Genomic DNA, 21,828 nt, shown 5'->3' with positions numbered 1-21,828 from the left:
TCTCAACCTCTCTCCTCATTCTCTGATTACATAGCCGCACATTTAGCTACAATTTGCCTCATTCCCTAAAATACAGTCTATTCCTTCACACTACCAATTGTAATTCCCTTAATGAAGAATCTCTGTAAGAAGGGATAAACTAATAGAACAGGGAGGATTCCCATGAATATTTGAGCGGTCCTTAATGTTTTTGAACCCATTTCTTGTAACTTGCTCAAGTCTTCTACAGAAATCGCTTGAACATTAAGAGACGTAATTAATGTTGAAAGATAAGATTGCAATGGATAATTTTCCGGTCGATTCATATAGAGAATTCCATCGAACCAGGAATTCCAATGCCCAACAATTGTAAACAACAAGATTGTTGCTAAAGAAGGTAAGGAAATCGGCAAAAATATTTTAAATAATAAAGTCCAATGTCCTGCACCATCTACTATAGCCGCTTCCTCGAGGTCCTTAGGAATATTGCGGAAGAAGTTTAATAGCATCACCATATAAAAAACATTTAATGCTCCGGGTAAAATCAATGCCCAAATACTATCAAGAATGCCTGTTTCCTTTACCACCATATAGGTAGGAATAAGCCCACCACCAAAAAACATAGTGATGACGAAGAACCACACATATAATGTTCTTGCTCGAAAGTTTTTATTACTTCTAGATAATGGATAAGCCGTTATAACGACTAATAACATGTTGATGATCGTCCCGATGACAACCCTTTTGACGGTCACCCATAACGCAACGAAAAACTCTGAATTCTCTGCTAAATATTGATATGAAACGGTTGTAAATTCGACAGGTAGAAAAAAGACTTTCCCGGCTACCGCTGCACTATTCGAGCTTAAAGATACTGCAAGCAAATGGACAAATGGCAGAATGCCTAATAATGTAACCCCTGTTAAAAAGACCATATTCACTATATTAAACGTTCTTTGTCCTAATGATTCTTTATAAAACAATCAACCCACCCCAATCTTTTCTAAAAAATCCGGTAATCTGTATAACGATAGGCTAAATAATAAGAAAGTCCCACTAATCCCAATGAAATCACTGATTTAAATAACCCAACCGCTGCTGCCGGAGCATATTGCTGATCAAACAAACCTAATCGATATACAAAAGTATCGATCACATCTGCCCCTTCATATACTGTTGGATTATACAAGATTAATATTTGATCAAATCCTGCATTTAAAATATTACCGATACTTAATGTCGCTAATAAGATAACGATTGGTAATATTCCTGGAAGGGTAATATGCCACATCTGCTTCCATCTGGTGGCTCCATCCACTTGCGCTGCTTCATATAGACTTGGGTTTATCCCAACGATGGCAGCCAAAAAGATGATCATATTATACCCCATCCCCTTCCACACATCGGAACCGATAATAATGGAACGGAACCAACCATTGCTTCCCATAAACATAATGGGTTCTAGGTGGAAAAACTCTAATAATGCATTAACCGGACCATTTAAGGAAAAGATTTCAAATATGACTCCTCCTAATACGGCCCATGACAAAAAATAAGGCAAGAATACACTTGTTTGAATAATTCGAGAGAATAATACCTTCCTAACCTCATTCAACAATAATGCTAGAATTAAAGGAACTAAGAGTCCCAATATGACCTTTGATATCGCAATCAGCAGCGTATTATAAAAGATTTGTCCAAAATCGGGTAAATGAAAAATATACTCAAAGTTTTCCCATCCAATCCACGGGGATTTTAAAAATCCCAAATATGGCTGGAAGTCCTGAAACGCCATAATGATACCAAACATAGGGCCATAGGCATAAATCAAACATAGAACGACAGCCGGAATGAGCATAATATGCATAGGCAATTCTTTTTTAAAATTTTGTTTAATCGAATAGCCTTTTTTCACTGGCCGTTCTGTTCCGAAATCTTGTTTAAGAGAATAACCTTTGTCCAACATAACCCCACCTTTCCTAAACAGAAAATTCCTATTTTCAAAATAATTTGAAGGCGCACAAGGCGCCTGTTTTAAGGATGAGCGGTTAAGAGCGCGCCGTCCTGGAGCAACACCGTTCTGACCCACATCGTGTGGGCCTCTTCTTTCCGGTATTACATGATCTATTTTTCCTTATACCATTCATTGACTTCTTCTGTTATTTGATCTCCGCCTAATTTCTTCCAATCTTTTACATATTTATCAAAGTTATCAATCGATTCGGATCCCATGATCATTTTAGTAAAGGTTTCATCTGTCATCTTACCTAAAGAACTCCCTTTCGACACCATCGTTGGAGTCGTCCCTCCAGTAAATTCATCATAGACTACATTGCCTTTTTCTCTGATTTTCTCAACCGTTGCCCATCCTCCATCTTTAGCAGCGCGACTATAGTATACTCCCCACATAGATTCATCACCATCTAAGTATTTTTTTGCTGCATCAAATACTGTTAGGGTTGTTGAATTAGTGGAATCTACCTTTTCCGCCTTTTGGTCTAGGGCATCATTAACCTCTTTAAAGGCTGTTTGAAAATCATCAGGTTTATAGATTCGCGGCTGAAACCAGTTATATACATATCCATTTTCAGGTTTTACTTCATCATCGTATTCAGGTTTTTCCAATTCCTGATAAAAATTAATCATTTTGATTGCGGCTTCAGGGTGTTCAAAATCTTTGTTGACCACTACGACATTATTTAATCTCGACGCAGGCACTAAAGTCTTGGATTCTTCTCCCTTATAGGTTGGTAGTTCTATAGGAATCCAATCTGCATTAGGATCTTGTTCTTTTGAAAGGTTGAATACAACGCTTGGATACCACCATACGCCAAAAGAAATTCCTACCTTACCTGCAGCAAAGTCTTCTACAACTTTATCGATATCCTTAAAAGCAAATTCCTTATCTATAATGCCAGACTTATACCAGTTACTCATTAATTCCAGTGCCTCTTTTGTCTGGGGTTGTATTTCACCTGGGATAAGCTTTCCACTTTCATCTTTAACCCATGATTTTGGATATGCCCCCATCGTATAAAATAGCCCTCTAGCATCATAGCCCCATGAAATTAAATCTTTATGAAGGGCGATACCATATGTGTCAACTTTTCCATTTCCATTAGGATCTTTGTCAACAAAAGCCTGTGCAACTTGTTCTAATTCCTCTAAGCTTTTAGGGATATCCAAATTTAATTTGTCTAGCCAATCTTTACGGATCCAAAGAAATTGAGCGGACATATACGGGTCCTCGTAACTCGGAATTCCGAGAATTTTCCCATCTACTGTAAATAAATCTAATGTTTTTCCTCCATCAAAGTCCATGTAAGACTTTAATTCATCTGAGGCATAATCATTATAGGCATCTGTCAAATCTGCCAGTATCCCCTGTTGCTTAAACTTTTCAAACTGATTTATATCGATCTGCATAATATCCGGAAAATCGCCAGAAGCAATTGCTAATGAAAATTTCTGTTCAAATTGCTCGTTTGGTACTTCCCAATCATATTTTAATTCGATATTCAGCATTTCCTTTAATTTGGAAACGTAGGCGTTTGTTTGAGGTGTGACACCCTTCTTCGTTTTGGGGTCTTCCGGATTTCCATAACCAGCTACCTCTCTAACTGTTACCGTATTTTCATATTTTCCAAGTGGATCTTTATCACCCGCAGCCACATTTGAATCGTTTGATTTTTCTGCCCCACCTGAACCTTCTTTTGACTGACATGCCATTAATACTGTACTTATGACTAACAGCATAACGACAAATAATAGAGAATATTTCTTCATCCTGTTAAACCCCCAATTTCATTTTTAGTAATCCCTTACATTTATTGTAGGTTTATAGGTGAAACGTTTACAATTATAATATTTTTACTTCGTTACACTCTCTTTACTTCTTTGTTTTTATCCCTGTATTCTTGTGGAGATTGTAAGGTATTTTTTTTGAAATAGAGGGTGAAGTAGGATGGAGAATTAAATCCCAATTGATTGGCAATTTCATGTATGGCCATTTTCGTTTCGCTTAAATAATATTTCGCCTTTTTCACTCTTACTTCGTTAATCACATCGGACAAATTCCGACCTGTTGTTTCTTTATAAAAACGCGATAAATAAGAAGGGTTAAAATGAATAAAATCCGCTATGGCTGTTAGGGTAAGATCTCCACCAATATGGTCTTGAATATATTTATTGACTGTCAAAATCACTTTACTCTTACCTTCTTCTCGTGATTTTGCTTGGTACTGACAGATTGCTTTGACTAAAAAGAGAAGCACTTCCTTTGAATCAAAAATGATGGGAAGTTGTTGCAATGTTTTTTGAAGATTGTCTTCGCTTTGTTCAATAATATATTGATACAAATCTTGATTACGTAAAAATTCCAAAATCAATTGTGAAATCGATAGTAGAAAGTCGGTGATATCTATATTAGAATATTTGTTACTGACCATCTGATCAAATAATCCCTCTATCATTTTGATTGCTTTTTTTTCTTCTCCTTCTGACATCTCACTTTCCAAAACCATTAATTGTTTCTTCCACTTCTGGGCTACGGAGATCTCTGTCCCTATATGGTAAAAGGGGTTTGTTTTCCCTTGGTCAATAATGATCATGTTTTCTGAGAAGGAAGAAATAAATTTACAATAATCGCAAATCTTCTGAAAATCCTCTTTTATAAGTTTGACATCAACCGGTCTTTGGCCAATAACGAAATTCGCTTTTATATTTTTTTCCAGCATATAATTTTCTTGTATACTCTCCAAAAATCGTTTTGTATACTCTTTCAATGTTTTCCACTTTATTTTATTATCTTTATAAAATATCCCTTGTATTTTTGCGGGCTGAATAAACCAGATGGCTAAATCACGATGATACATAAAAAACTCGACTATTACATTGGGATGCAAGTCTCGTTTCATCGGTTCATTAAGTAGGAGGAGATCTTGAGTATTCGTTGACTTATCACTTGTGATTTGCCCTGCTATAATGAACCACTGTTCATCTAACTCGATCTCCAATGAATGTGCAACGATAGAGAAATTTTGTGTAACATGATCGATTTCATTTGTGTTTAGTAGTGAGTCTAAAAAATCTCTTTTCAGAAGCGGCATGATTTCTTCTATTTGCTTTTCACTTGCTTCAAGCTTAGTTTGTATTGATCTTTCCAACTCTATTTTCTCGATAGATGTTTGAACAGCAGCGATTAAAACTTCATCATCTTCTGTTTTCAATATATAATTATCGATATTACGCTTAACAGCGTCATATACGTATTCAAATTGATCATACCCAGATAAAAAGATAATCCGGCACTTCGGCCAGAGTAATTGCAATTCGTCTATAAATTGTAAACCACTTTTTTCTGGCATCCTCATATCTGTAATCACAATATCTAATTTGACTTGCAAAGCACATTCTAGTGCTTCTGCGACTGAATAAGCAGAATGGATTTCTAGCTCCAGCTCACTTTCCGAAAATAACTGCAACAAACCATCCACAATAATCGGTTCATCATCGACTATGAGCAGTCTATACATGTTTGGTTCCCCTTCCCTTATCGCATATTTTCATTTCTATCTTTAAGCCTCCTAAATGACTTCTGCTGGCAAACAAACCACTCTCTTCGCCATATTTTAATTTTAAGCGAGTATTTACATTATATAATCCTGTCGTTTCTCCTACTAGTTCAGGATGACGTAATCTTTGCTCAAGATATAAAAGTTGTTCATCTGAAAGTGAATGACCATTATCTTCAATCACTACAAGTAAAGTCGTCTCTTCATAGACAGTTTTTATATGTAAAATACCTTGTTGACTATTTTCAAAAGCATGTTCAAAGGCGTTTTCTATAAGCGGTTGTAAAATCAACCGTGGAACAAGTACGCATTTCATTTGATTGATTAATTCAGAAGCCTCGAAATGGATACGATTGGAGAATCGGATCCTCTGAATATTACAGTAATCTAGCGCATGCTTATACTCTTTTTCAAACTCCACATCATCCTCACTATTCTTTGTAATAAATTGATAGTAACTAGCTAGTTTTTGTGAGAGTATTGAAACTTGCTCAAGGTCTTTCATTTTACTTAATCGATAAATATTATAAAAACTGTTGTAAAGAAAATGCGGATTTATTTGGGATTGTAATTGCTTTAATTCTGATTTTTGTAAGGCTAATTTATGTTCATAATTATCTTTGATTGATTGGTCAAGGCGTCCTGCCATATCACGAAAGCTAGAGTATAAATAAGAAAATTCCCCTTCTTGCCTGATGTTAAGAGTTGGTAGGTCTGAATGATTTTGATAGCTTCTAAATAAGGATACGAGCTTATTAAGTGGCTGATGAATCATTCGATTGATTGACCAGGAAAACAGAATTGAAATAATTAGTAGGATCAATGTTAACAATAGAAAGCCTTTATTTAAATTGGACATTTTTTCTGTTAATTCACTTTTATTTACATAAGTATATAAAGTCATATTTAAATACTGAATCTCACTCTCTGTTACCTGATACTGTTTGTTGTCTTTTTCCACAATAAAAGAATGAGCTTTATCAAATTCTTCATCCACCTCACTATGCTTGAGGATTTCGTTTAATAAAGCTTGATTTTGTTTATCATTTGTCAATATGTATTGTGATGAAGGATCAACTAATATTACACCTGCATCTTTTCTCCCCTCAATAATATGAGAAACATCATTCAAAAGTTGACTTTTTGATAGCTCGATAGACGATATAATGTCCTCCCCTTTATCCATTGCAAGTAAATATAGTCTACCATTATAAATGGTCAATCCTTGTTTCCCCGCCATCTTGAACTCTTCCTTTCAAATTATTCCATGTAATGCCCACGTCTTTTTTCCAGCCTTTGTCAAAAGATAGGACACGGGTATATGACCGAATGACAAGCTCATTATTCGCAATCATATCACTTGAATTATTTAGGTTGTTTAATTCCTCATTGATTCCATTTATTAAAGCTACCTCTTCATATCCTGATACTTGATCTCCTATAAAGCTCAGTTTTTGAATATCAGAATCGGAAAAAAGTTGTAATTGCCGTTTTCGAATATAAAAGATTTGATTGTCTAGTAAATCTCCATAAAAGTCAGCTTTTGAGATCACCGAATCTACATATTGTTCTTCAAGGCTCTTTTTACCAAAATAAGTAAGCGTTAAGCTAACTATATAAAAAAGCGATAACATAATAATGAAAATTAGGATCATTTTTTGATAGACTGGTAATTCCTTAAATAATTTCAACATATTTCCCTCTCTACCTTCTTCATAGATGTAAACAAAATATACCTGGTCTCTCTCGGAAGAAATGTCAGAGGAGCCAAGTAGCTAGATTTAGAGGTTAGATAAATCTTTAAAGGGGGGGCGTGTGAGGTGAATGTTCGAAGTCCGTTTTCAATTTTTTCGTGATATCGGTGTGATGATGGATTGACGCTTTTAGTCGCTCACTTTTTTCAATCGATATATTTCACGTTTTTGATTAAGGGATTCATCCAACAATATTTGAATATCCGTTTCAATCGGACAATTGTGCTAAGACCTTTTATTAAATTTCGATTCCATGGAGTCAAGTCTAGTATTGGTGGCATCAACCGTTTGGATTAATTGATGGAGTAAATCACCTTGGCGTTGTTGTTCAGATTTTACTTCTTTCAGTTCATTTTTCATTTCTTTCATGTCAACTTTCATTTTTTGCATTTCGTCTTTCAGTTCAACCTACATTTCCTTCAAATCATCTTTCATTTCTTTCATCTCATCTAAAATTTGCCAAAGCAATTTTTCGTTCATTTATATCTTCCCTTTTCGTTATTTTTTCGTTGTACTATACACTTGAAAAATTCTTTTGCTTTCAAAGGGGATTCCTAAACTTGTTACTATTCTGTCACAAACATTTCGACAATCTATTAAAATTTAGTAAAGGCTTTTCTATCAATTGGTTCGTTTCTCTAACCTTCCGAGGTACCAAAGATCCTATTTTTTGCACTGCCAATTGTGATAAGCTACTTAATTCCTTTTGCATCCAATAACGTATATCTTAGTCTTTCCGTTTAAATTTATAGGCTATAATCATGACAATGAGCTGAGGAAGCAAATTCAAACAACTAACAAATACGAATAATTGATTGGGCGTAAGTGGTTTAAAAAAGCTTTCCCATTCTTCGTTCCCTGACATTTTACTAATAAAATAAAATGAAATGATGCCAGAGGCTATATTCCCTAGGATGATCGGGATGGCATTTCGAAAGAATGTACTGAAAAAGGCAAGAAGTGATGTGACTAGAAACATGACGAGATAACCAATCATTGAATATCTGGTAAAGTCTTGATACATAGAAAAATAGACAAATGGAAAACTGTATAGACAGACAATCAAGATATTAATCCCTATTTTCCGCATTGCCCCACCTCTTTAGTCATTGTTTGTGGTTAACGCAAGAAGGAGGGAACGCCCCTTCTTGCACAATCCGTCAACCTAAATTCGCTGTATCTTTCAATGTAACTTCCTTTTCATGATGATGTAACTCCAATAGAATAATTTCATTCTCCCCTTCACGAAGATATGGGGCAGGGACATATAGTGTTCGTTGTGGGCCGATTTCCCAATAACGTCCAAGATTATGGCCGTTGACAAACACAACGCCTTTCGTCCACTTCGAAACATCGATAAATGTATCCGCCACTTTGTCTACGTGTAATGTTCCACGATGGAAATATGGATGCTCCTCTTTCGTTGCTTGGCTTGAAAAAGAAAGTTTGCTTAAATCTGTTAATGGCAACGGATAGACGGTCCAATCAAATAAAAATTGATTGCCTAAGCGTACTCCTTCTGTAATCCCTTTGAAATCAACAAGGAAGGGACCGTAATTGATTCTGCCCATATTTTCTACGATGATCTGCAACTTGCTTTCTTTTTCAGTTAGATCCACCTCTAACGAAGACTTGCCGCTAATGCGATCCACCAAACCAACGAATTCGCCGTTCAGATACACTTGCCCCCGGTCATGAACATCTTGAACGGTTAATCTTTGTTTCCCGTATGCGCCTTTAATCGTTGTTTCATAGACGATAAAGCCATAGCCCTGTCCATATTCTTCCATTGTTAACGGAGCAGCGCTATATTGAGGCTCGGAAAGTTGATCTAAGGAAGCTAGCAGTTCCGCACTTTCCGTCAATTCTACTTTTCCATAGGCCTTTTTCGGTAATGGTTCCGGTAGCATCATCTCGGGAAGATCGACATACTTCTCAAATGTTTTTCTTACTTGATAGAGCTTATCTGTTACTTCCCCTGACTCTGTAAGTAGGGCATCATAATCATAGCTGGTAATCGTTGGCTGATAGACTTCTTCGTTATGATTAGCGCCATTGTAAAAGGCAAAGTTTGTTCCTCCGTGCGCCATATAGAAATTGACGGAGCCATTTTGGTCGAGAATTTCTTCCAATGATTCTACAACATTCTCAGCTGGTCTTGTATGATGCTCTTCTCCCCAATGATCAAACCATCCATGCCAGAATTCCATACACATTCCCGGACCATTCGGTTGGTATTCTTTTAATAGATCAAAGGCTTCATAACCGCGAGATCCAAAGTTGGCTGTTTCGAATACTCCCTCTATCATTCCACCGCAAAACATACTGTGCGTCGGCCCATCAGATGTAAAGAGGAACGTATCACCTGCTCTTTTCTTTAGCCCATCACGCATATACTCTAAATACTTCTTATCATTTCCAAAGCTTCCGTATTCGTTTTCAATCTGTAAGGCAATGATCGGCCCATCATTGGAAGACAATAATGGCTGCAATTTTTCAAACAAAACATCAAAATAGCGATCTACCTTTTCGAGATATGGTTCATTAAAACAGCGCAATTTAATATTCGGTACGGTCATCAACCAATATGGAAATCCACCGAATTCCCACTCTGCACAAATATATGGTCCAGGTCTCACAATAACATGCAAGCCAACCTTTTCAGCCGTTTTCACAAAACGAACAATGTCAGCGATACCATCAAAGTAAAATTGGCCTTCCTCAGGTTCATGAATATTCCAAGCGACATAGGTTTCCACCGTATTAAGACCCGCCGCTTTTAATTTCAGTAAGCGGTCTTCCCAATATTCCGGGACCGTTCTAAAATAATGCATCGCCCCACTTAAAAGCCGGATTTCTTTTCCATCTAATAAAAAATTCTTTTCATCATAGGTTAGTTTTGTCATCTTTACACCTCATCCAGTTGTCATTTTTTAAAACAAGCAAATAATCTGCTCTTTTTCCTTCATCTCTAATTGAATATAGCCCTCAACCGGTTCTACTTTTCGTGCTTTTTTTCCTTCCCCATGAAGAGAAATAGTTTGATCTGTTTTTATTGCAATAGAGCGATTGGTTAAAGATTTTATTTCCAAGCGTTGGATCATCATTCGGTCCCAAGCTACACTTACTTCAAAGCCGCCACGGATACGAATGCCAGAGATGGAGCCCTTGAACCAAGCGGATGGAAGAGCTGGTAATAACTCGATATAACCTTTATGGGATTGGATCAACATTTCGACTACAGCTGCCGTATAGCTAAAATTGCCATCAATTTGGAAAGGCGGATGGGCACCAAATAAATTAGGATACAGGCCGCCGCCAATAAAATCTTGATTATTCACTGGCACGACGCGGAATAGTTGTTTAAACAGTTCCTGAATCCTCTCACCATCTTGTAGCCGAGCCCAAAGACACATTTTCCAACCAAGACTCCAGCCGGTTCCTATATCTCCCCTTCTATTCAATGTTTGGCGCACGGCATCGAGAAAAGGTCCAGATGTAATTTGTGTCCCCGGAAATGCTCCATATAAATGCGAAACATGACGGTGATGTGGCTCAGTATCCTCGTAATCTCGTAACCATTCCTGCAATTGGCCATATTTCCCAATTTGAAGGGGGTGTAGGCGTTCTCTTGCTGTGCGGACTTGTGAAATCAATTCATCTTCTATTTCTAATACAGATGCCGCCTCTAGATAATTGCTAAATAGATCCCAAATGATCTGAAGATCCATCGTAGCACCTTTTGTTACGGAGCCTCTTTTTCCATCTATTGTTAAAAATTTATGTTCAGGTGAAGTAGATGGAGATGTAATAAGGTATCCGTTTTCGTCTTCGATCAACCATTCTAAACAGAATTGAACAGATCCGGTAAGAATTGGTAGAGCTTCCTCTAAGAAAACTTGGTCTTGTGAATATTGATAATGCTCCCATAAATGTCGACATAGCCATGGACCGGCCAGTGGCCAAAATGCCCAAATCGGGTCGCCATGCCGTGGTTCACCAACCGGATCAGCCTTTCGCCATATATCTGTATTATGATGGGCTGTCCACCCATTTATCCCATAGCGACTTTGCACCATCTCCCTTCCCGTTATCGATAACTCTTTGATTAGTTTAAAAAGTGGTTCATGACATTCGGCCAAATTGGTTACCTCAGCAGGCCAGTAATTCATCTCCGTATTAATATTAAGTGTATAGTTAGAGGACCAAGGTGCCCGTACTAATTCGTTCCAGATTCCCTGGAGATTCGCTGGTTGGGTGCCTGCTCTTGATGAACTAATTAGGAGATAACGACCATAGTTAAACAACAATGTTTGCATTCCCAGATCATTGGAACCATAGGTGGCAATTCTTTCATCTGTATCGAGTGCCTCTTCGCCCCTTTTATCTCCTAAGATCAAATTCACACGATTATACAATGCTTGATAATCTTTCACATGTTCCTTCGATAGTTGGTCAAAAGAAAGTTTTAAGACATTTGCAAGAATTTGTTCATTTTGTGCGGATAAGGTGGAAAAATCTCTGCCTGGCAACTGATTAAAGCCATTAAATGAAGTGGCAATCGCTAGATAAAGAGTCGCTTCCGTTGCCTTCTCAATAATGACTTGTCCATTTGTAGTGTTTATTTTTCCGCCTTTTGTAGCTACTCCTAGTCTTCCTTCAAAATGAACCGCTTTCGTTTTTTCGAATTCCCCATATACAATTGGCTTATCATGACCTTGAACATAATTGGGTGCACAATATTCCGGGCAAATCCCCTGTAATGCAATTTTTTCTTGATCATTTTTCACTTGAGTTTTTAATAGACTATCAAAATATACCTTTGTGTTAATCCTGTTTTCCTTACTAGCAGATAGCCGAATCACCAAAACTTGATGTGGATATGAAATAAATGCCTCGCGTATGTATTTTGTTTCTCCAATTGAATAGCTGACGGTCGAGATGGCTGTCTGAATATCTAAGGAACGTTGGTAATTATGGGCGATATCCCCGTGATCATGTTGAATATATACATTCCCTAAAGGCATATACGCCTGTGAATAAGGACCAAACATGTTTTTCGTTTCGTCCGCTGCAGCTTCATAATTTCCTTGATCAATGAGTGCTCTAACTTTCCGTAAAGATTCTTGGTCATTGTATTCTTTTTTTTCTGGCGGTCCTGACCAAAGTGTCTCCTCGTTCAATTGAAAACGTTCTACCTCCACACCGCCAAAGTGCATAGCTCCGATTCTTCCATTTCCAAGTGGTAAAGCTTCCGTCCAAGCGTCTCCCGGTTTTTTGTAAGATAAAAGATGCATTTTAGAGGCTCCTATCTATTATTATTAGACCATTTCATTATATCATTTTCGAACGGAAAGGATATGGTTATCTACCATTTAGTCGATCAATCTTTTTGGAGAAATTCCACAAGATTATAAGGGAAGGACAAGCTGCCATCCGTCCATTCCTTTATGATTTTAACCACTCTAACGAAAAGGAAGCAAACGGAATATCCATCTTATTCCAATCACTGTGATCATGGATTCGTTCATATAAAATACCGATCTCACCATTTTTCATTACCGTTAGGCATGAATAACCGAAATAACCGCCCTCAATCACTTTGCTATATGACCATGTTTTTCCACCATCTTCACTTAGACGGATTGTGCCTGTAACCCTTTTCTCTTCATTCGCAGGATTCGAAAATAAAACACGGACTTTGCCATCTCCGAGATCTGGGTAGAGAATTACACTTGATTGACAAATCGGGTCAAGAAGTTCCTCATCAAATAGGACTTCCCCCCAAGTTTCTCCGCCGTCTGTGCTTGTTGTAACTGCTGTTCTTTGTTTTCCATAATGATTCCGTAAATAATATTTCAACTCTCCTGTTGGTAGTTGAATCACCTGAGACTCTGTTAAATATTGTTTTTCTTGTGAGATCGTTTCTGCCGTCAACTCTTCCCCATCTAATACCCTTCCATCATTTGGCGATTCGCCCCGCTGCCATGTAGCACCATGATCATCACTATAAATACAAGCACAGGACAAACAACCAGCTTGATTGGAAAAATAGATTGGAAAAACTAAACGGCCTTTTTTGTCCCCATATTTTAACTGAATCCCACATCCAGGGCCAGAACCGATAAACCGCATCCATTCTTCTTTGATCGCAAAATTGAGTTCTCTTGGTTTTGACCATGTTAAACCATCATCATCACTTTGGATCATTTGCAAAAAGGATGTTCTTTCCTCTAGCAAACTTTCATTTGGGTCAATCCCTTGTTTAAAATAAATATTTCCCTTTGTCTCCTGGCCCTTGAATACATATCCTGCTTCATTAACTGTGAAACCTGTTTCCTGTCCTTTTTCATCGATAACTCTTCCATCTGTTTCCAACAAAAACAGATTGCCGTCGCGATCATATAGTCTTCTGCGTCCCTCTGTATCAAACCCAACTCCAGAGACACTATTTAACAAGCCAATGCCACCAGGTGTATGACAATAGATCATAAAGATAGAGCCTGTTTCCTCATCCTGGAGTAAAGATGTATCAATCGCGGCGGCACCATCTAGACCTTCCCCGGCAAAAGCGACCAAATTTTGAACAGGTCCCCAAGTCTCACCGTGATCTTCACTACGTCTAATGGTCGCAACAATTTGGTTTGGATTATCAGTCTGATCGACAATTCTAGCATCAATTCCAGCAATGACAGTTCCCTTTTTTGTTGTGATCGTGGATGGGATTCGATAAGCTTTCGAACCGGCCAAATTCGGATAAAATACTGCTTGTTTATGAATATTTGCCATGTTTATACCTCCAGCTCGTCTCTTTTCTCTGCCACACTTTTTACCAATTATATTTATAATTAAAAAATTCATGCTGCTTTACCAACATGAATTTTTTCCTAAAATATCTATCCTTTCATCGCATTATAACAAGAAAGATTAGCAATAATAGGGGGTGCTGCCGCTTCAGTCACTTTTAACTTTAACTGTTTCGTTTTAATAGATGGGATTTCTTTTATATAACGATGCCCAATCGCTGTGCCCGTTACAATCGTCCGCCATTCTCCATCAACCAGTGCCTCTACGTCAAATGCTCTTACCCGTTCACCGAAGGCAATGTCCTCCATCAGCATAATATGGTCGATCTCTGTTTCCTCTTCTATCTCTAATTCTAGTTCTGCCCCGTTTCCAGAAGTTGTCGCCAATGGGTGAGAAAATCTCCTTTTTATTTCTTCCGCAAATTCTAGTAATCGCTTTGCATCCACTTCTGGAATGAGGCCACGATTGTCAGGGGATACATTTAATAACAAGTTGGTCCCATGGCCAACAGATTGATAGTAAATATCCATTAACTCTTCTAAGGAAAGAAGACTTTCTTCATCATTTGGGTGCCAGAACCAATGACGTTTCCGGATTGGGACATCACATTCCGCTGGTAGCCAATCAGGAGTCCCTGGAAGCCAGTCCACCTTATCATCCGAAAACATACTGATTTTCGCCGCATTTTCTGTATTCCAGCAAGGATAAGGTGCAACCCCAATTTCATTGCCGACCCAGCGAATCGTCGGTTGGCCCATATTAAAAATCATCGCATTCGGGTGATGCTTCTTGACAATGCCAATGATCCGTTCCCAATCATACACTCTGCCTTCTGACCCTGCACCATCAAACCATACTTCCATTAATGGACCATATTGTGTCATTAATTCTGTTAATTGTTCACAATAAAAATCATCATAGGCTTCTTTATCTGCATAACACTCTGCATTCCGATCCCAAGGAGAAAGGTAAACACCAAAATGCATTCCCTCTTCTCTACATGCATCCGCACATTCCCGGACGACATCCCCTTTTCCATCTTTCCATGGACTTGATTTCACTGAATAATCCGTTGTTTTGGTTGGCCATAAACAAAAGCCATCATGATGCTTCGCTGTCAAAATAAAATATTTAAACCCCGCTTTTTTTGCTAATTTTACCCACTGTCTTGCATCCAATTCAGTTGGATTGAATAATTCAGGAGAATCATTCCCCTCTCCCCATTCCTGATCACAAAACGTATTCATGCCAAAATGACAAAAAATACCTCGATCAAGATTTTGCCAAAAAATTTGGGGAATGGAAGGCAATGGTAATTTGCTAGTTTGCAAGAAAATCGACTCCTCTTCAAATAAGTATCGCGTTTTGTAAAAAGTTTTTACAATATAAGTATAAAATGTTATCGGTAAAATAACCATTAAAACGTTTGCATTTTTCCAAAAAACTGGCACCCCCCTACTTCGTCCATTTGCACAATGACTTTATTGATGGCTGGAGGTGCCTGTTGGCGTAACTTAAGTATTATAATAAAATTTTAACGATCATAGGACTCTTGGTAGATTTCAAGATAGCGATCTAGTTGCAAACCTTCAAAACCTTTTAGATACGCATCCCAATCTTTTTCAAAGTCCTTATCTCCTGTGACAAATTGGGCCAAATCTTCGGCTAATGGATCTTCAGGCGCTGTAAAGGATGCTCGGTATTCAAACGTACGCAAGGAAGGCCCCAATTGCTCCCATCCATCATTATGAGTTTGGGTCGTTTCACCTGGAAGTTGGGTATATTTTGCTTGGTTTCCATTATAATCAAGCTCCCCTTCTTCCGCCTTACGCCATCTTTTGCCTTCTGGTCCATACTCCTGCAAAAGAATCGCTTCCTCCGTAAAATACCCCTTGTTCTCCATATCGCATTTGTTCCTCTGGTGTCAGCTTCCCATTAAAAATAACCTCAGGATAATCTCCATCCATTTTTTCCATCTCTTTTTCCCAATCTGGGAACGCCTCTTTCCCTTTCAAAATTTTCTCAAACCCATATTTCCTGCGAAACAATAGAACTTCATCTTCCACTTGATCATAGCGATTTGACTGCTCCATCATTCGGTCCAATGTTTGCGCAATCAGCGTAAATTCATTCTTTTGCGAGAGAACAAGTTGCTCTTTTAAAAAACTTGCATGAATTTTTCCTACCAGTTGTTCCAGCGGTTTGTAGGCTTTTTTGGTTATATAAATCATCCAGATGATCCCAGTAATCACAACAAAGATCGCGATGATCATCCATAATAAGCGAACAGATCCCACAACTCTTGCCAAATTACTTTTGGAGAGACCACTTTCAATGGTCCAACCCGTATAATCCGAAGTGAAGCGCGTAAGGACACGATCTTTTGGCGGATGAATCTCTTCATTCAGTAGCTCCGTTCCACTCCTATCCGTAAGCTGAACAAAACTAACTTCAGGATCATACATCTCCTGAATTCCTTTCTTTAGCTCATCTACACTTACATTGACAACGATAAAACCCTTGGCTTTTCCATGGAAAGGTACAGGCCGTTTTAGTGATACGACGGCCTTTTTACTTTGCTTTGGAAATTCTTGAAATAAACGTCGATCTGTCCAATGGGATGTATGTTCATTCGGGGAGTTTTCAATAAAGGAATGATCTCCATAATCCGATATTTTTGTAACTGTACTAAGACTCAAAACAGTTTTATCATGATCACGAACTAAATAAGCAGAATCAATCATCGGGTAGTTTATTTTCAGCTCCTGCAATGCCTTATAGGCCTCAAGGTTTACTGGTACATCGGCTATATCTTGTTCATCTAAAAACGCTTTAAAACTTTTATTGATCAACGATTCTCTTAAAACTCTATGATCAATCTCTTTCAAACTCCGATCGATATATCGATACGCTTGTCCAGCCAATGATTCATTTATATTCACGGCTTCCCGCTTGCTTTGATCATTTAAAACCTGAAAGAAAATAAAAAATAAAACGAGAATAATAATAAAAAAGACGGGTGTATACGCTAACAACATCCGGTGAAACCAATTCCGGTTCATAAGTTCTCCCCCCTATAGTCGGAGAATTTTAAGTTTTACTATGTCCCTTAATAATAAATCACCACACCTCTATAAAAATAGAGATATGGTGATAAGTTGCGTGGGCTTTATTTAACGACACCTTTTTTTAAGATAATATTGGCATATTGGGCCGCTTCTCCTGTAGCCACGATCGCATAGGCCTTTTTGGCGCGTTCGTAAAATGTGAAACGATCTAAGTATTCCATTTGCAGAGCAGGGCCATGTTCTTCTTGAATCACTTTTTCAAAATCCTGCCAAATGGTCGGTTGAAATGGCTCCCCCTCTACCACATCCATTAGTGTGACAGGGTGTTCTACATATGTGTCAAGAGGGAAGAATTTTAATATCGCTTCTAATAACGCTGGGATCCCATGACCATCACAACGGAGCAGATTCTGGGTATGGCTAGCAGATGGAAAATTTCCGTCTGCTAACACAATTTCATCTCCATGTCCCATTTCCATCAGAACTTTCATGAGGTCTGGTGATAAAATAGCTGGTATTCCTTTTAACATAACAGTACACCCGACCTTTACTTTTCCTCTACATAATAATTCGTTAAAGCACCTAGTTTTTCGATTTCACATGTAATGACATCACCCGGCTGAATATAACGTTGTTGATCTTCTGGCAATCCTAACACGACCCCTTCAGGAGTTCCTGTTAAAATGACATCACCTGGTTCTAGTGTTAAATATTGAGAGATATAGCTGACGATTTCGGCACAGTTAAAAATCATATCGGATGTATTCGAATCCTGTTTGACTTCCCCATTTACAGTTGTTTTCAATTTTAGATCATTAGGATCGCCCACTTCATCCGCTGTGACAAGATAGGGTCCCATTGGACTGAATTTATCACCAATTTTTCCAAGCATCCATTGCGGTGTTCTCATTTGTAGATCGCGAGCGGAGAGATCATTCGCTGTGCTATAGCCAAATACATAATCAAGGGCATCTGCTTCATTGACATTTTTGGCCTTTTTCCCGATCACAATCGCAAGTTCGACCTCATAATCGAGCTTTTCGGTCACTTTCGGTACAGGGATCTCACTATTATGACCCGTTAGTGTATTATCAAATTTATTAAAGAGGATGGGAAACTCTGGATATGGGGCATTCGTTTCATCTGCGTGTTTGCGATAGTTTAACCCCACACAAATAATTTTATGTGGTCTTGTCACACTTGGTCCCCACACTAGATTCTCGGAATTGACATAAACTACCGTGTTTGCTTCTTCCGCCTGTTTCAATAGGTTCGATAATTGATTAATTGCCTGTTCTCCCCCTGCAATAACAGCCATGATATCCGTTTCTACATCTGAAATCCCCGTTTTCTCTGCAGTCGCTTGAATATCAATAATCCCTTCGTCCGTTTGAACGCCTAATTTATGTAGTTCTTGCAGTTCATATGTTAATAGTTTCATGAATGATAGCTCCTTTTCTATTTGTTATGCATTTTTACCAAATACGACCCCACCATCAATATACAATGGAGAGCCCATCATAAACTTCGCTTCATCCGAAGCTAAAAACAGGGCAGCATTGGCGACATCTTCCGGCTTTCCTAAGTCTCCACTAAGTTGTCTTTTCTTAATCCCATTAATCGCCTCTTCGGGGTCATCATACGAATTTTTCAAATAGTTTTCCACAAATGGTGTATAAATGGTGCCAGGAAGTAAGGCATTGACACGGATATTATAAGGCGCATAGTCGACTTGCATTGATTTCGTGAGGGACAACACAGCTCCTTTCGTTGCAGCATATAGAGCGCGTTTCGCCAAGCCCATTTCTGCCACACAGGAAGACATATTAATAATACAGCCACTTTGTTGTTTCATCATATAAGGAGCAATGTACTTACACCCCAAATAAACACCTTTCACATTGACATCCATGACCTTATCCCATACATCTGGATCCACTTCATCCACTCTACCAACATTACTTATGCCCGCATTATTAAAGAGAATATCAATCTTTTTATGTCCTTTGATTACATAATCTACTAAAGCTTGCACAGATTCTGGGATCGTCACATCTGCTTCGAAAAAGGAAGCCTTTCCCCCTTTTTCTTTAATCTCATTGACGGTTTGTTGACCATGCTCCGGATTGACATCATTGACGATCACATGGGCTCCTTCTTCGGCGAAGCGAAAGGCTGTTGCTTTGCCAATCCCACTGCCTGATCCTGTAATAACTGCCACTTTATCTGCTAATCTCATTTTATAACCTCCCGTGCTTCCTGCATATGATCCTCAGGTTGGGCTGCTTTCACCGTCAAACCGCCATCAACCATCAATAAATGACCATTGATTTGCATCGCCTCATCTGATGCCAAAAAGACAACCGCATCGCCAATTTGTTTTTCAGTACCTAAACGCTTCATTGGATTTGCTTGGACTTCTTGTTCTCGAATCTCAGGGTCTGCTAAATAATCACGGCACATATCCGTATCCACTGTACTAGGACCGACTGCATTCACATTAATATTATGTCTGCCAAGCTCGATTGCCAAAGCTTTTGTAAGCTGATTAGCAGCTGCTTTGGAAGAGATATAGTGAGGGACAACCGGACTTGTGACAAGCACACTCGCCGTCGAGGCAATGTTAATGATTTTGCCATATTGTTTTTCGATCATTTTTTTAGCGACCCGTTGAGAGGTTAAAAAAATCGATTTCACATTTGTTCGATAAGTCTCATCCCACAGATCCTCTGACACATTTAGAAATGGTTGAAACGGAGCAATGCCTGCGTTATTGACGAGCACTTCGACAGGTCCCAATGTACTTTCTACCTCATCAATCATTTGATCGACCTCTTGCTTGATCCCGACATTCGCTTGCACAACCATAAAATTCCCATTATATGATTCTTGTAATTCTTTCTTTAGGGCGTTTGCCTGAGCAAGATTTTCGGCTGATTTATAATTAATGGCTACATCAGCACCTTCTTCCGCAAGCCTATGCACAATTGCAGCTCCAATTCCACTGTTCCCCCCTGTAACAAGGGCTACGCGATTTTCTAGTCTTTTCATCTCATCACTCCTATGTTGATCCTTTTATAAACTAATCCCAATTCGACTAATGCTGAATTCGGCATGGCCCAATATCTCCGCCTTTGTTTGTTCGCCATTCGCAACTTCCAAGATGAAATCGTATATATTTTGTCCGGCTTCATCTAGTGTTTCTTTCCCTTGTAAAACAGGGCTTGTATCGATATCGATATTATCTGCCATTTTCTTAGCGGTAAGTTCATTTCCTGTTACTTTGATCACCGGAATAATTGGATTTCCTGTCGGTGTTCCTCTTCCCGTTGTAAACACGACGATATGTGTACCAGCTGCCGCCATCCCTGTCACACATTCAATATCATTTCCTGGGGAATCCATAAAATAATAACCTTTGCCCGGGATTTCATCGGCAAATGGAATGACATCTTTTAAAGGCGCATTTCCCGCCTTGCTAATACAGCCAAGCGATTTTTCTTCAATCGAAGATAATCCCCCCGCTATATTCCCAGGACTCGGATTGCCGCCACGCATATCAACGCCCATGCGCTCGATCTCATTTTCAAATCCCTTAATTGCCTTATAAAGCTTATCTTTTACTTCTTCACTTACTGCCTTTTCCGCGACGAGATGTTCTGCTCCAATAATTTCGGTTGTTTCTCCCATTACAATTGTACCTCCATTAGCCAAAAGCTGATCAGAGGTTTTTCCTAAAGCGGGGTTACTACATAATCCAGAGGTGAAATCAGAGCCGCCACATTTAACTCCAACAATTAATTCAGAAACAGGTACATCCTCGACTGGTGTTTCCTGAATGATATTCGCTAGTTTTTTAGCCTCTGTGATCCCTTTTTGAATGGTTTTAATGGAACCGCCTTCTGTTTGAATATCAATCCAGACAACAGGCTTTCCTGTTTCCTCGATTTCAGCTTTGACTTCCCTGGCATCAATGACCTCACAACCAAGGCTAACAATTAAAACCGCTCCAACATTCGGATTTTTCCCCATTCCGACCAATACTTTATGGGTTCTTTCTTTATCATCCCCAACTTGGCTACAACCGTGTTGATGGGGAATCGCGACTGAATCAGGAACCTGTTGTTGGATTCTTGCACAAACTTGGTTGGCACACACAACTGTAGGGAGAATTAATAGATGGTTACGAATCCCTACTTTTCCATTTTCACGCCGATAGCCTTTAAACGTTTGCATGTTCTTGTACCCCCTCACCTTTTTTATCGCCTCGTCCTCGAATGCCTTCTATATTATGGACATGAACATGTTCGCCTACTCCAATATCGGATGTCGCCGCCCCAATCACTTCGCCATATTTGATCACTTCTTGTCCCTTAGTAATCGGGGAAATCGCTACCTTATGGCCAAAATCTATATTCGCTTCCAATTTGATTTGCATTTCTTCCCCTTTTTGAGTGTATGTTAGTGCTTCTCCTTTTTTGACATCTTTTAGAAGGGTTGCAACATTATCCTTATCATCCATGACAATACAGGAAATTCCTGATTGAAACGCTTTCTCCATTACCCTACCTCCCCTTAAAATCGTTCTATTTATATACACGTCTTAATGTTATCGGTATCATAATTTTAACAGAGTGTTTCTTTATC

General features: G+C 38.6%; 20 protein-coding genes. All 20 read right to left on the bottom strand.

Features of this window, described 5'->3' with window-relative positions; all coding sequences use genetic code 11:
• Nucleotides 1–77: 77 nt before the first annotated feature.
• The 20 genes from KI363_RS05810 to KI363_RS05715 all read right to left on the bottom strand — a co-directional run bounded on the left by KI363_RS05810 (nucleotide 78) and on the right by KI363_RS05715 (nucleotide 21,742).
• Complete coding sequence (locus KI363_RS05810) at nucleotides 78–962, bottom strand: carbohydrate ABC transporter permease (RefSeq protein WP_246516773.1); 885 nt, start codon at nucleotides 960–962, stop codon at nucleotides 78–80.
• Between the two features lie 20 nt (nucleotides 963–982).
• Nucleotides 983–1,846 (bottom strand): ABC transporter permease, encoded by an 864-nt coding sequence (locus tag KI363_RS05805; protein WP_246516776.1) that lies wholly within the window; start codon nucleotides 1,844–1,846, stop codon nucleotides 983–985.
• 257 nt (nucleotides 1,847–2,103) lie between these two features.
• A complete protein-coding gene (locus KI363_RS05800) occupies nucleotides 2,104–3,765 on the bottom strand; it encodes an extracellular solute-binding protein (protein WP_212965789.1) in 1,662 nt (553 codons plus the stop codon).
• Between the two features lie 92 nt (nucleotides 3,766–3,857).
• Nucleotides 3,858–5,513: a response regulator transcription factor gene (locus KI363_RS05795; protein ID WP_212965788.1), complete on the bottom strand. Its 1,656-nt coding sequence runs from the start codon at nucleotides 5,511–5,513 to the stop codon at nucleotides 3,858–3,860.
• On the bottom strand, nucleotides 5,506–6,792 hold the full coding sequence (locus KI363_RS05790) for a sensor histidine kinase (protein WP_212965787.1): 1,287 nt from the start codon (nucleotides 6,790–6,792) through the stop codon (nucleotides 5,506–5,508). Before KI363_RS05790 ends, KI363_RS05795 begins: the two co-directional genes overlap by 8 nt.
• Nucleotides 6,761–7,243 (bottom strand): hypothetical protein, encoded by a 483-nt coding sequence (locus KI363_RS05785; RefSeq protein ID WP_212965786.1) that lies wholly within the window; start codon nucleotides 7,241–7,243, stop codon nucleotides 6,761–6,763. Before KI363_RS05785 ends, KI363_RS05790 begins: the two co-directional genes overlap by 32 nt.
• A gap of 288 nt (nucleotides 7,244–7,531) precedes the next feature.
• Nucleotides 7,532–7,687: a hypothetical protein gene (locus KI363_RS05780; RefSeq protein ID WP_212965785.1), complete on the bottom strand. Its 156-nt coding sequence runs from the start codon at nucleotides 7,685–7,687 to the stop codon at nucleotides 7,532–7,534.
• A gap of 346 nt (nucleotides 7,688–8,033) precedes the next feature.
• Nucleotides 8,034–8,396 (bottom strand): hypothetical protein, encoded by a 363-nt coding sequence (locus tag KI363_RS05775; protein ID WP_212965784.1) that lies wholly within the window; start codon nucleotides 8,394–8,396, stop codon nucleotides 8,034–8,036.
• Between the two features lie 70 nt (nucleotides 8,397–8,466).
• Nucleotides 8,467–10,212: a glycoside hydrolase family 35 protein gene (locus KI363_RS05770; protein ID WP_212965783.1), complete on the bottom strand. Its 1,746-nt coding sequence runs from the start codon at nucleotides 10,210–10,212 to the stop codon at nucleotides 8,467–8,469.
• A gap of 27 nt (nucleotides 10,213–10,239) precedes the next feature.
• Nucleotides 10,240–12,603: a glycoside hydrolase family 95 protein gene (locus KI363_RS05765; RefSeq protein WP_212965782.1), complete on the bottom strand. Its 2,364-nt coding sequence runs from the start codon at nucleotides 12,601–12,603 to the stop codon at nucleotides 10,240–10,242.
• Nucleotides 12,604–12,754: 151 nt separating this feature from the next.
• Nucleotides 12,755–14,095, bottom strand: a complete 1,341-nt coding sequence (locus KI363_RS05760; RefSeq protein WP_212965781.1) for a sialidase family protein — start codon at nucleotides 14,093–14,095, stop codon at nucleotides 12,755–12,757.
• Nucleotides 14,096–14,202: 107 nt separating this feature from the next.
• Nucleotides 14,203–15,444: an alpha-L-fucosidase gene (locus KI363_RS05755; RefSeq protein ID WP_246516772.1), complete on the bottom strand. Its 1,242-nt coding sequence runs from the start codon at nucleotides 15,442–15,444 to the stop codon at nucleotides 14,203–14,205.
• 203 nt (nucleotides 15,445–15,647) lie between these two features.
• Nucleotides 15,648–15,977 carry a type 2 periplasmic-binding domain-containing protein gene (locus KI363_RS05750; RefSeq protein WP_212965780.1) on the bottom strand — a complete coding sequence of 110 codons (330 nt, stop codon included), beginning with the start codon at nucleotides 15,975–15,977 and terminating at the stop codon, nucleotides 15,648–15,650.
• Complete coding sequence (locus tag KI363_RS05745; RefSeq protein ID WP_212965779.1) at nucleotides 15,940–17,175, bottom strand: cache domain-containing protein; 1,236 nt, start codon at nucleotides 17,173–17,175, stop codon at nucleotides 15,940–15,942. Before KI363_RS05745 ends, KI363_RS05750 begins: the two co-directional genes overlap by 38 nt.
• Before the next feature lie 107 nt (nucleotides 17,176–17,282).
• A complete protein-coding gene (fucU, locus tag KI363_RS05740) occupies nucleotides 17,283–17,711 on the bottom strand; it encodes an L-fucose mutarotase (RefSeq protein ID WP_212965778.1) in 429 nt (142 codons plus the stop codon).
• Between the two features lie 17 nt (nucleotides 17,712–17,728).
• Complete coding sequence (locus KI363_RS05735) at nucleotides 17,729–18,622, bottom strand: fumarylacetoacetate hydrolase family protein (RefSeq protein ID WP_212965777.1); 894 nt, start codon at nucleotides 18,620–18,622, stop codon at nucleotides 17,729–17,731.
• Between the two features lie 24 nt (nucleotides 18,623–18,646).
• Nucleotides 18,647–19,420: an SDR family NAD(P)-dependent oxidoreductase gene (locus tag KI363_RS05730; protein ID WP_212965776.1), complete on the bottom strand. Its 774-nt coding sequence runs from the start codon at nucleotides 19,418–19,420 to the stop codon at nucleotides 18,647–18,649.
• On the bottom strand, nucleotides 19,417–20,232 hold the full coding sequence (locus KI363_RS05725) for an SDR family NAD(P)-dependent oxidoreductase (protein ID WP_212965775.1): 816 nt from the start codon (nucleotides 20,230–20,232) through the stop codon (nucleotides 19,417–19,419). Before KI363_RS05725 ends, KI363_RS05730 begins: the two co-directional genes overlap by 4 nt.
• A gap of 24 nt (nucleotides 20,233–20,256) precedes the next feature.
• Complete coding sequence (locus KI363_RS05720) at nucleotides 20,257–21,417, bottom strand: UxaA family hydrolase (RefSeq protein ID WP_212965774.1); 1,161 nt, start codon at nucleotides 21,415–21,417, stop codon at nucleotides 20,257–20,259.
• Nucleotides 21,404–21,742, bottom strand: coding sequence for a UxaA family hydrolase (locus KI363_RS05715; protein ID WP_212965773.1), 339 nt, complete (start codon nucleotides 21,740–21,742; stop codon nucleotides 21,404–21,406). The genes KI363_RS05720 and KI363_RS05715 overlap by 14 nt, the downstream gene beginning before the upstream one ends.
• Nucleotides 21,743–21,828: the final 86 nt, after the last annotated feature.

The organism is Lederbergia ruris, assembly GCF_018332955.1.
GTDB classification, from domain to species: Bacteria; Bacillota; Bacilli; order Bacillales; family Bacillaceae_C; genus Lederbergia; species Lederbergia ruris.
This window is presented reverse-complemented; position numbering and strand designations above follow the sequence as displayed.

What these genes read in the sequence shown, in the direction of transcription:
- KI363_RS05805 (WP_246516776.1), bottom strand. Translation starts at nt 1,846, where the DNA reads ATGCATATTATGCTCATTCCGGCTGTCGTTCTATGTTTGATTTATGCC.
- KI363_RS05800 (WP_212965789.1), bottom strand. Translation starts at nt 3,765, where the DNA reads ATGAAGAAATATTCTCTATTATTTGTCGTTATGCTGTTAGTCATAAGT.
- KI363_RS05795 (WP_212965788.1), bottom strand. Translation starts at nt 5,513, where the DNA reads ATGTATAGACTGCTCATAGTCGATGATGAACCGATTATTGTGGATGGT.
- KI363_RS05790 (WP_212965787.1), bottom strand. Translation starts at nt 6,792, where the DNA reads ATGGCGGGGAAACAAGGATTGACCATTTATAATGGTAGACTATATTTA.
- KI363_RS05780 (WP_212965785.1), bottom strand. Translation starts at nt 7,687, where the DNA reads ATGAAAGTTGACATGAAAGAAATGAAAAATGAACTGAAAGAAGTAAAA.
- KI363_RS05775 (WP_212965784.1), bottom strand. Translation starts at nt 8,396, where the DNA reads ATGCGGAAAATAGGGATTAATATCTTGATTGTCTGTCTATACAGTTTT.
- KI363_RS05770 (WP_212965783.1), bottom strand. Translation starts at nt 10,212, where the DNA reads ATGACAAAACTAACCTATGATGAAAAGAATTTTTTATTAGATGGAAAA.
- KI363_RS05765 (WP_212965782.1), bottom strand. Translation starts at nt 12,603, where the DNA reads ATGCATCTTTTATCTTACAAAAAACCGGGAGACGCTTGGACGGAAGCT.
- KI363_RS05760 (WP_212965781.1), bottom strand. Translation starts at nt 14,095, where the DNA reads ATGGCAAATATTCATAAACAAGCAGTATTTTATCCGAATTTGGCCGGT.
- KI363_RS05745 (WP_212965779.1), bottom strand. Translation starts at nt 17,175, where the DNA reads ATGAACCGGAATTGGTTTCACCGGATGTTGTTAGCGTATACACCCGTC.
- fucU (WP_212965778.1), bottom strand. Translation starts at nt 17,711, where the DNA reads ATGTTAAAAGGAATACCAGCTATTTTATCACCAGACCTCATGAAAGTT.
- KI363_RS05735 (WP_212965777.1), bottom strand. Translation starts at nt 18,622, where the DNA reads ATGAAACTATTAACATATGAACTGCAAGAACTACATAAATTAGGCGTT.
- KI363_RS05730 (WP_212965776.1), bottom strand. Translation starts at nt 19,420, where the DNA reads ATGAGATTAGCAGATAAAGTGGCAGTTATTACAGGATCAGGCAGTGGG.
- KI363_RS05725 (WP_212965775.1), bottom strand. Translation starts at nt 20,232, where the DNA reads ATGAAAAGACTAGAAAATCGCGTAGCCCTTGTTACAGGGGGGAACAGT.
- KI363_RS05720 (WP_212965774.1), bottom strand. Translation starts at nt 21,417, where the DNA reads ATGCAAACGTTTAAAGGCTATCGGCGTGAAAATGGAAAAGTAGGGATT.
- KI363_RS05715 (WP_212965773.1), bottom strand. Translation starts at nt 21,742, where the DNA reads ATGGAGAAAGCGTTTCAATCAGGAATTTCCTGTATTGTCATGGATGAT.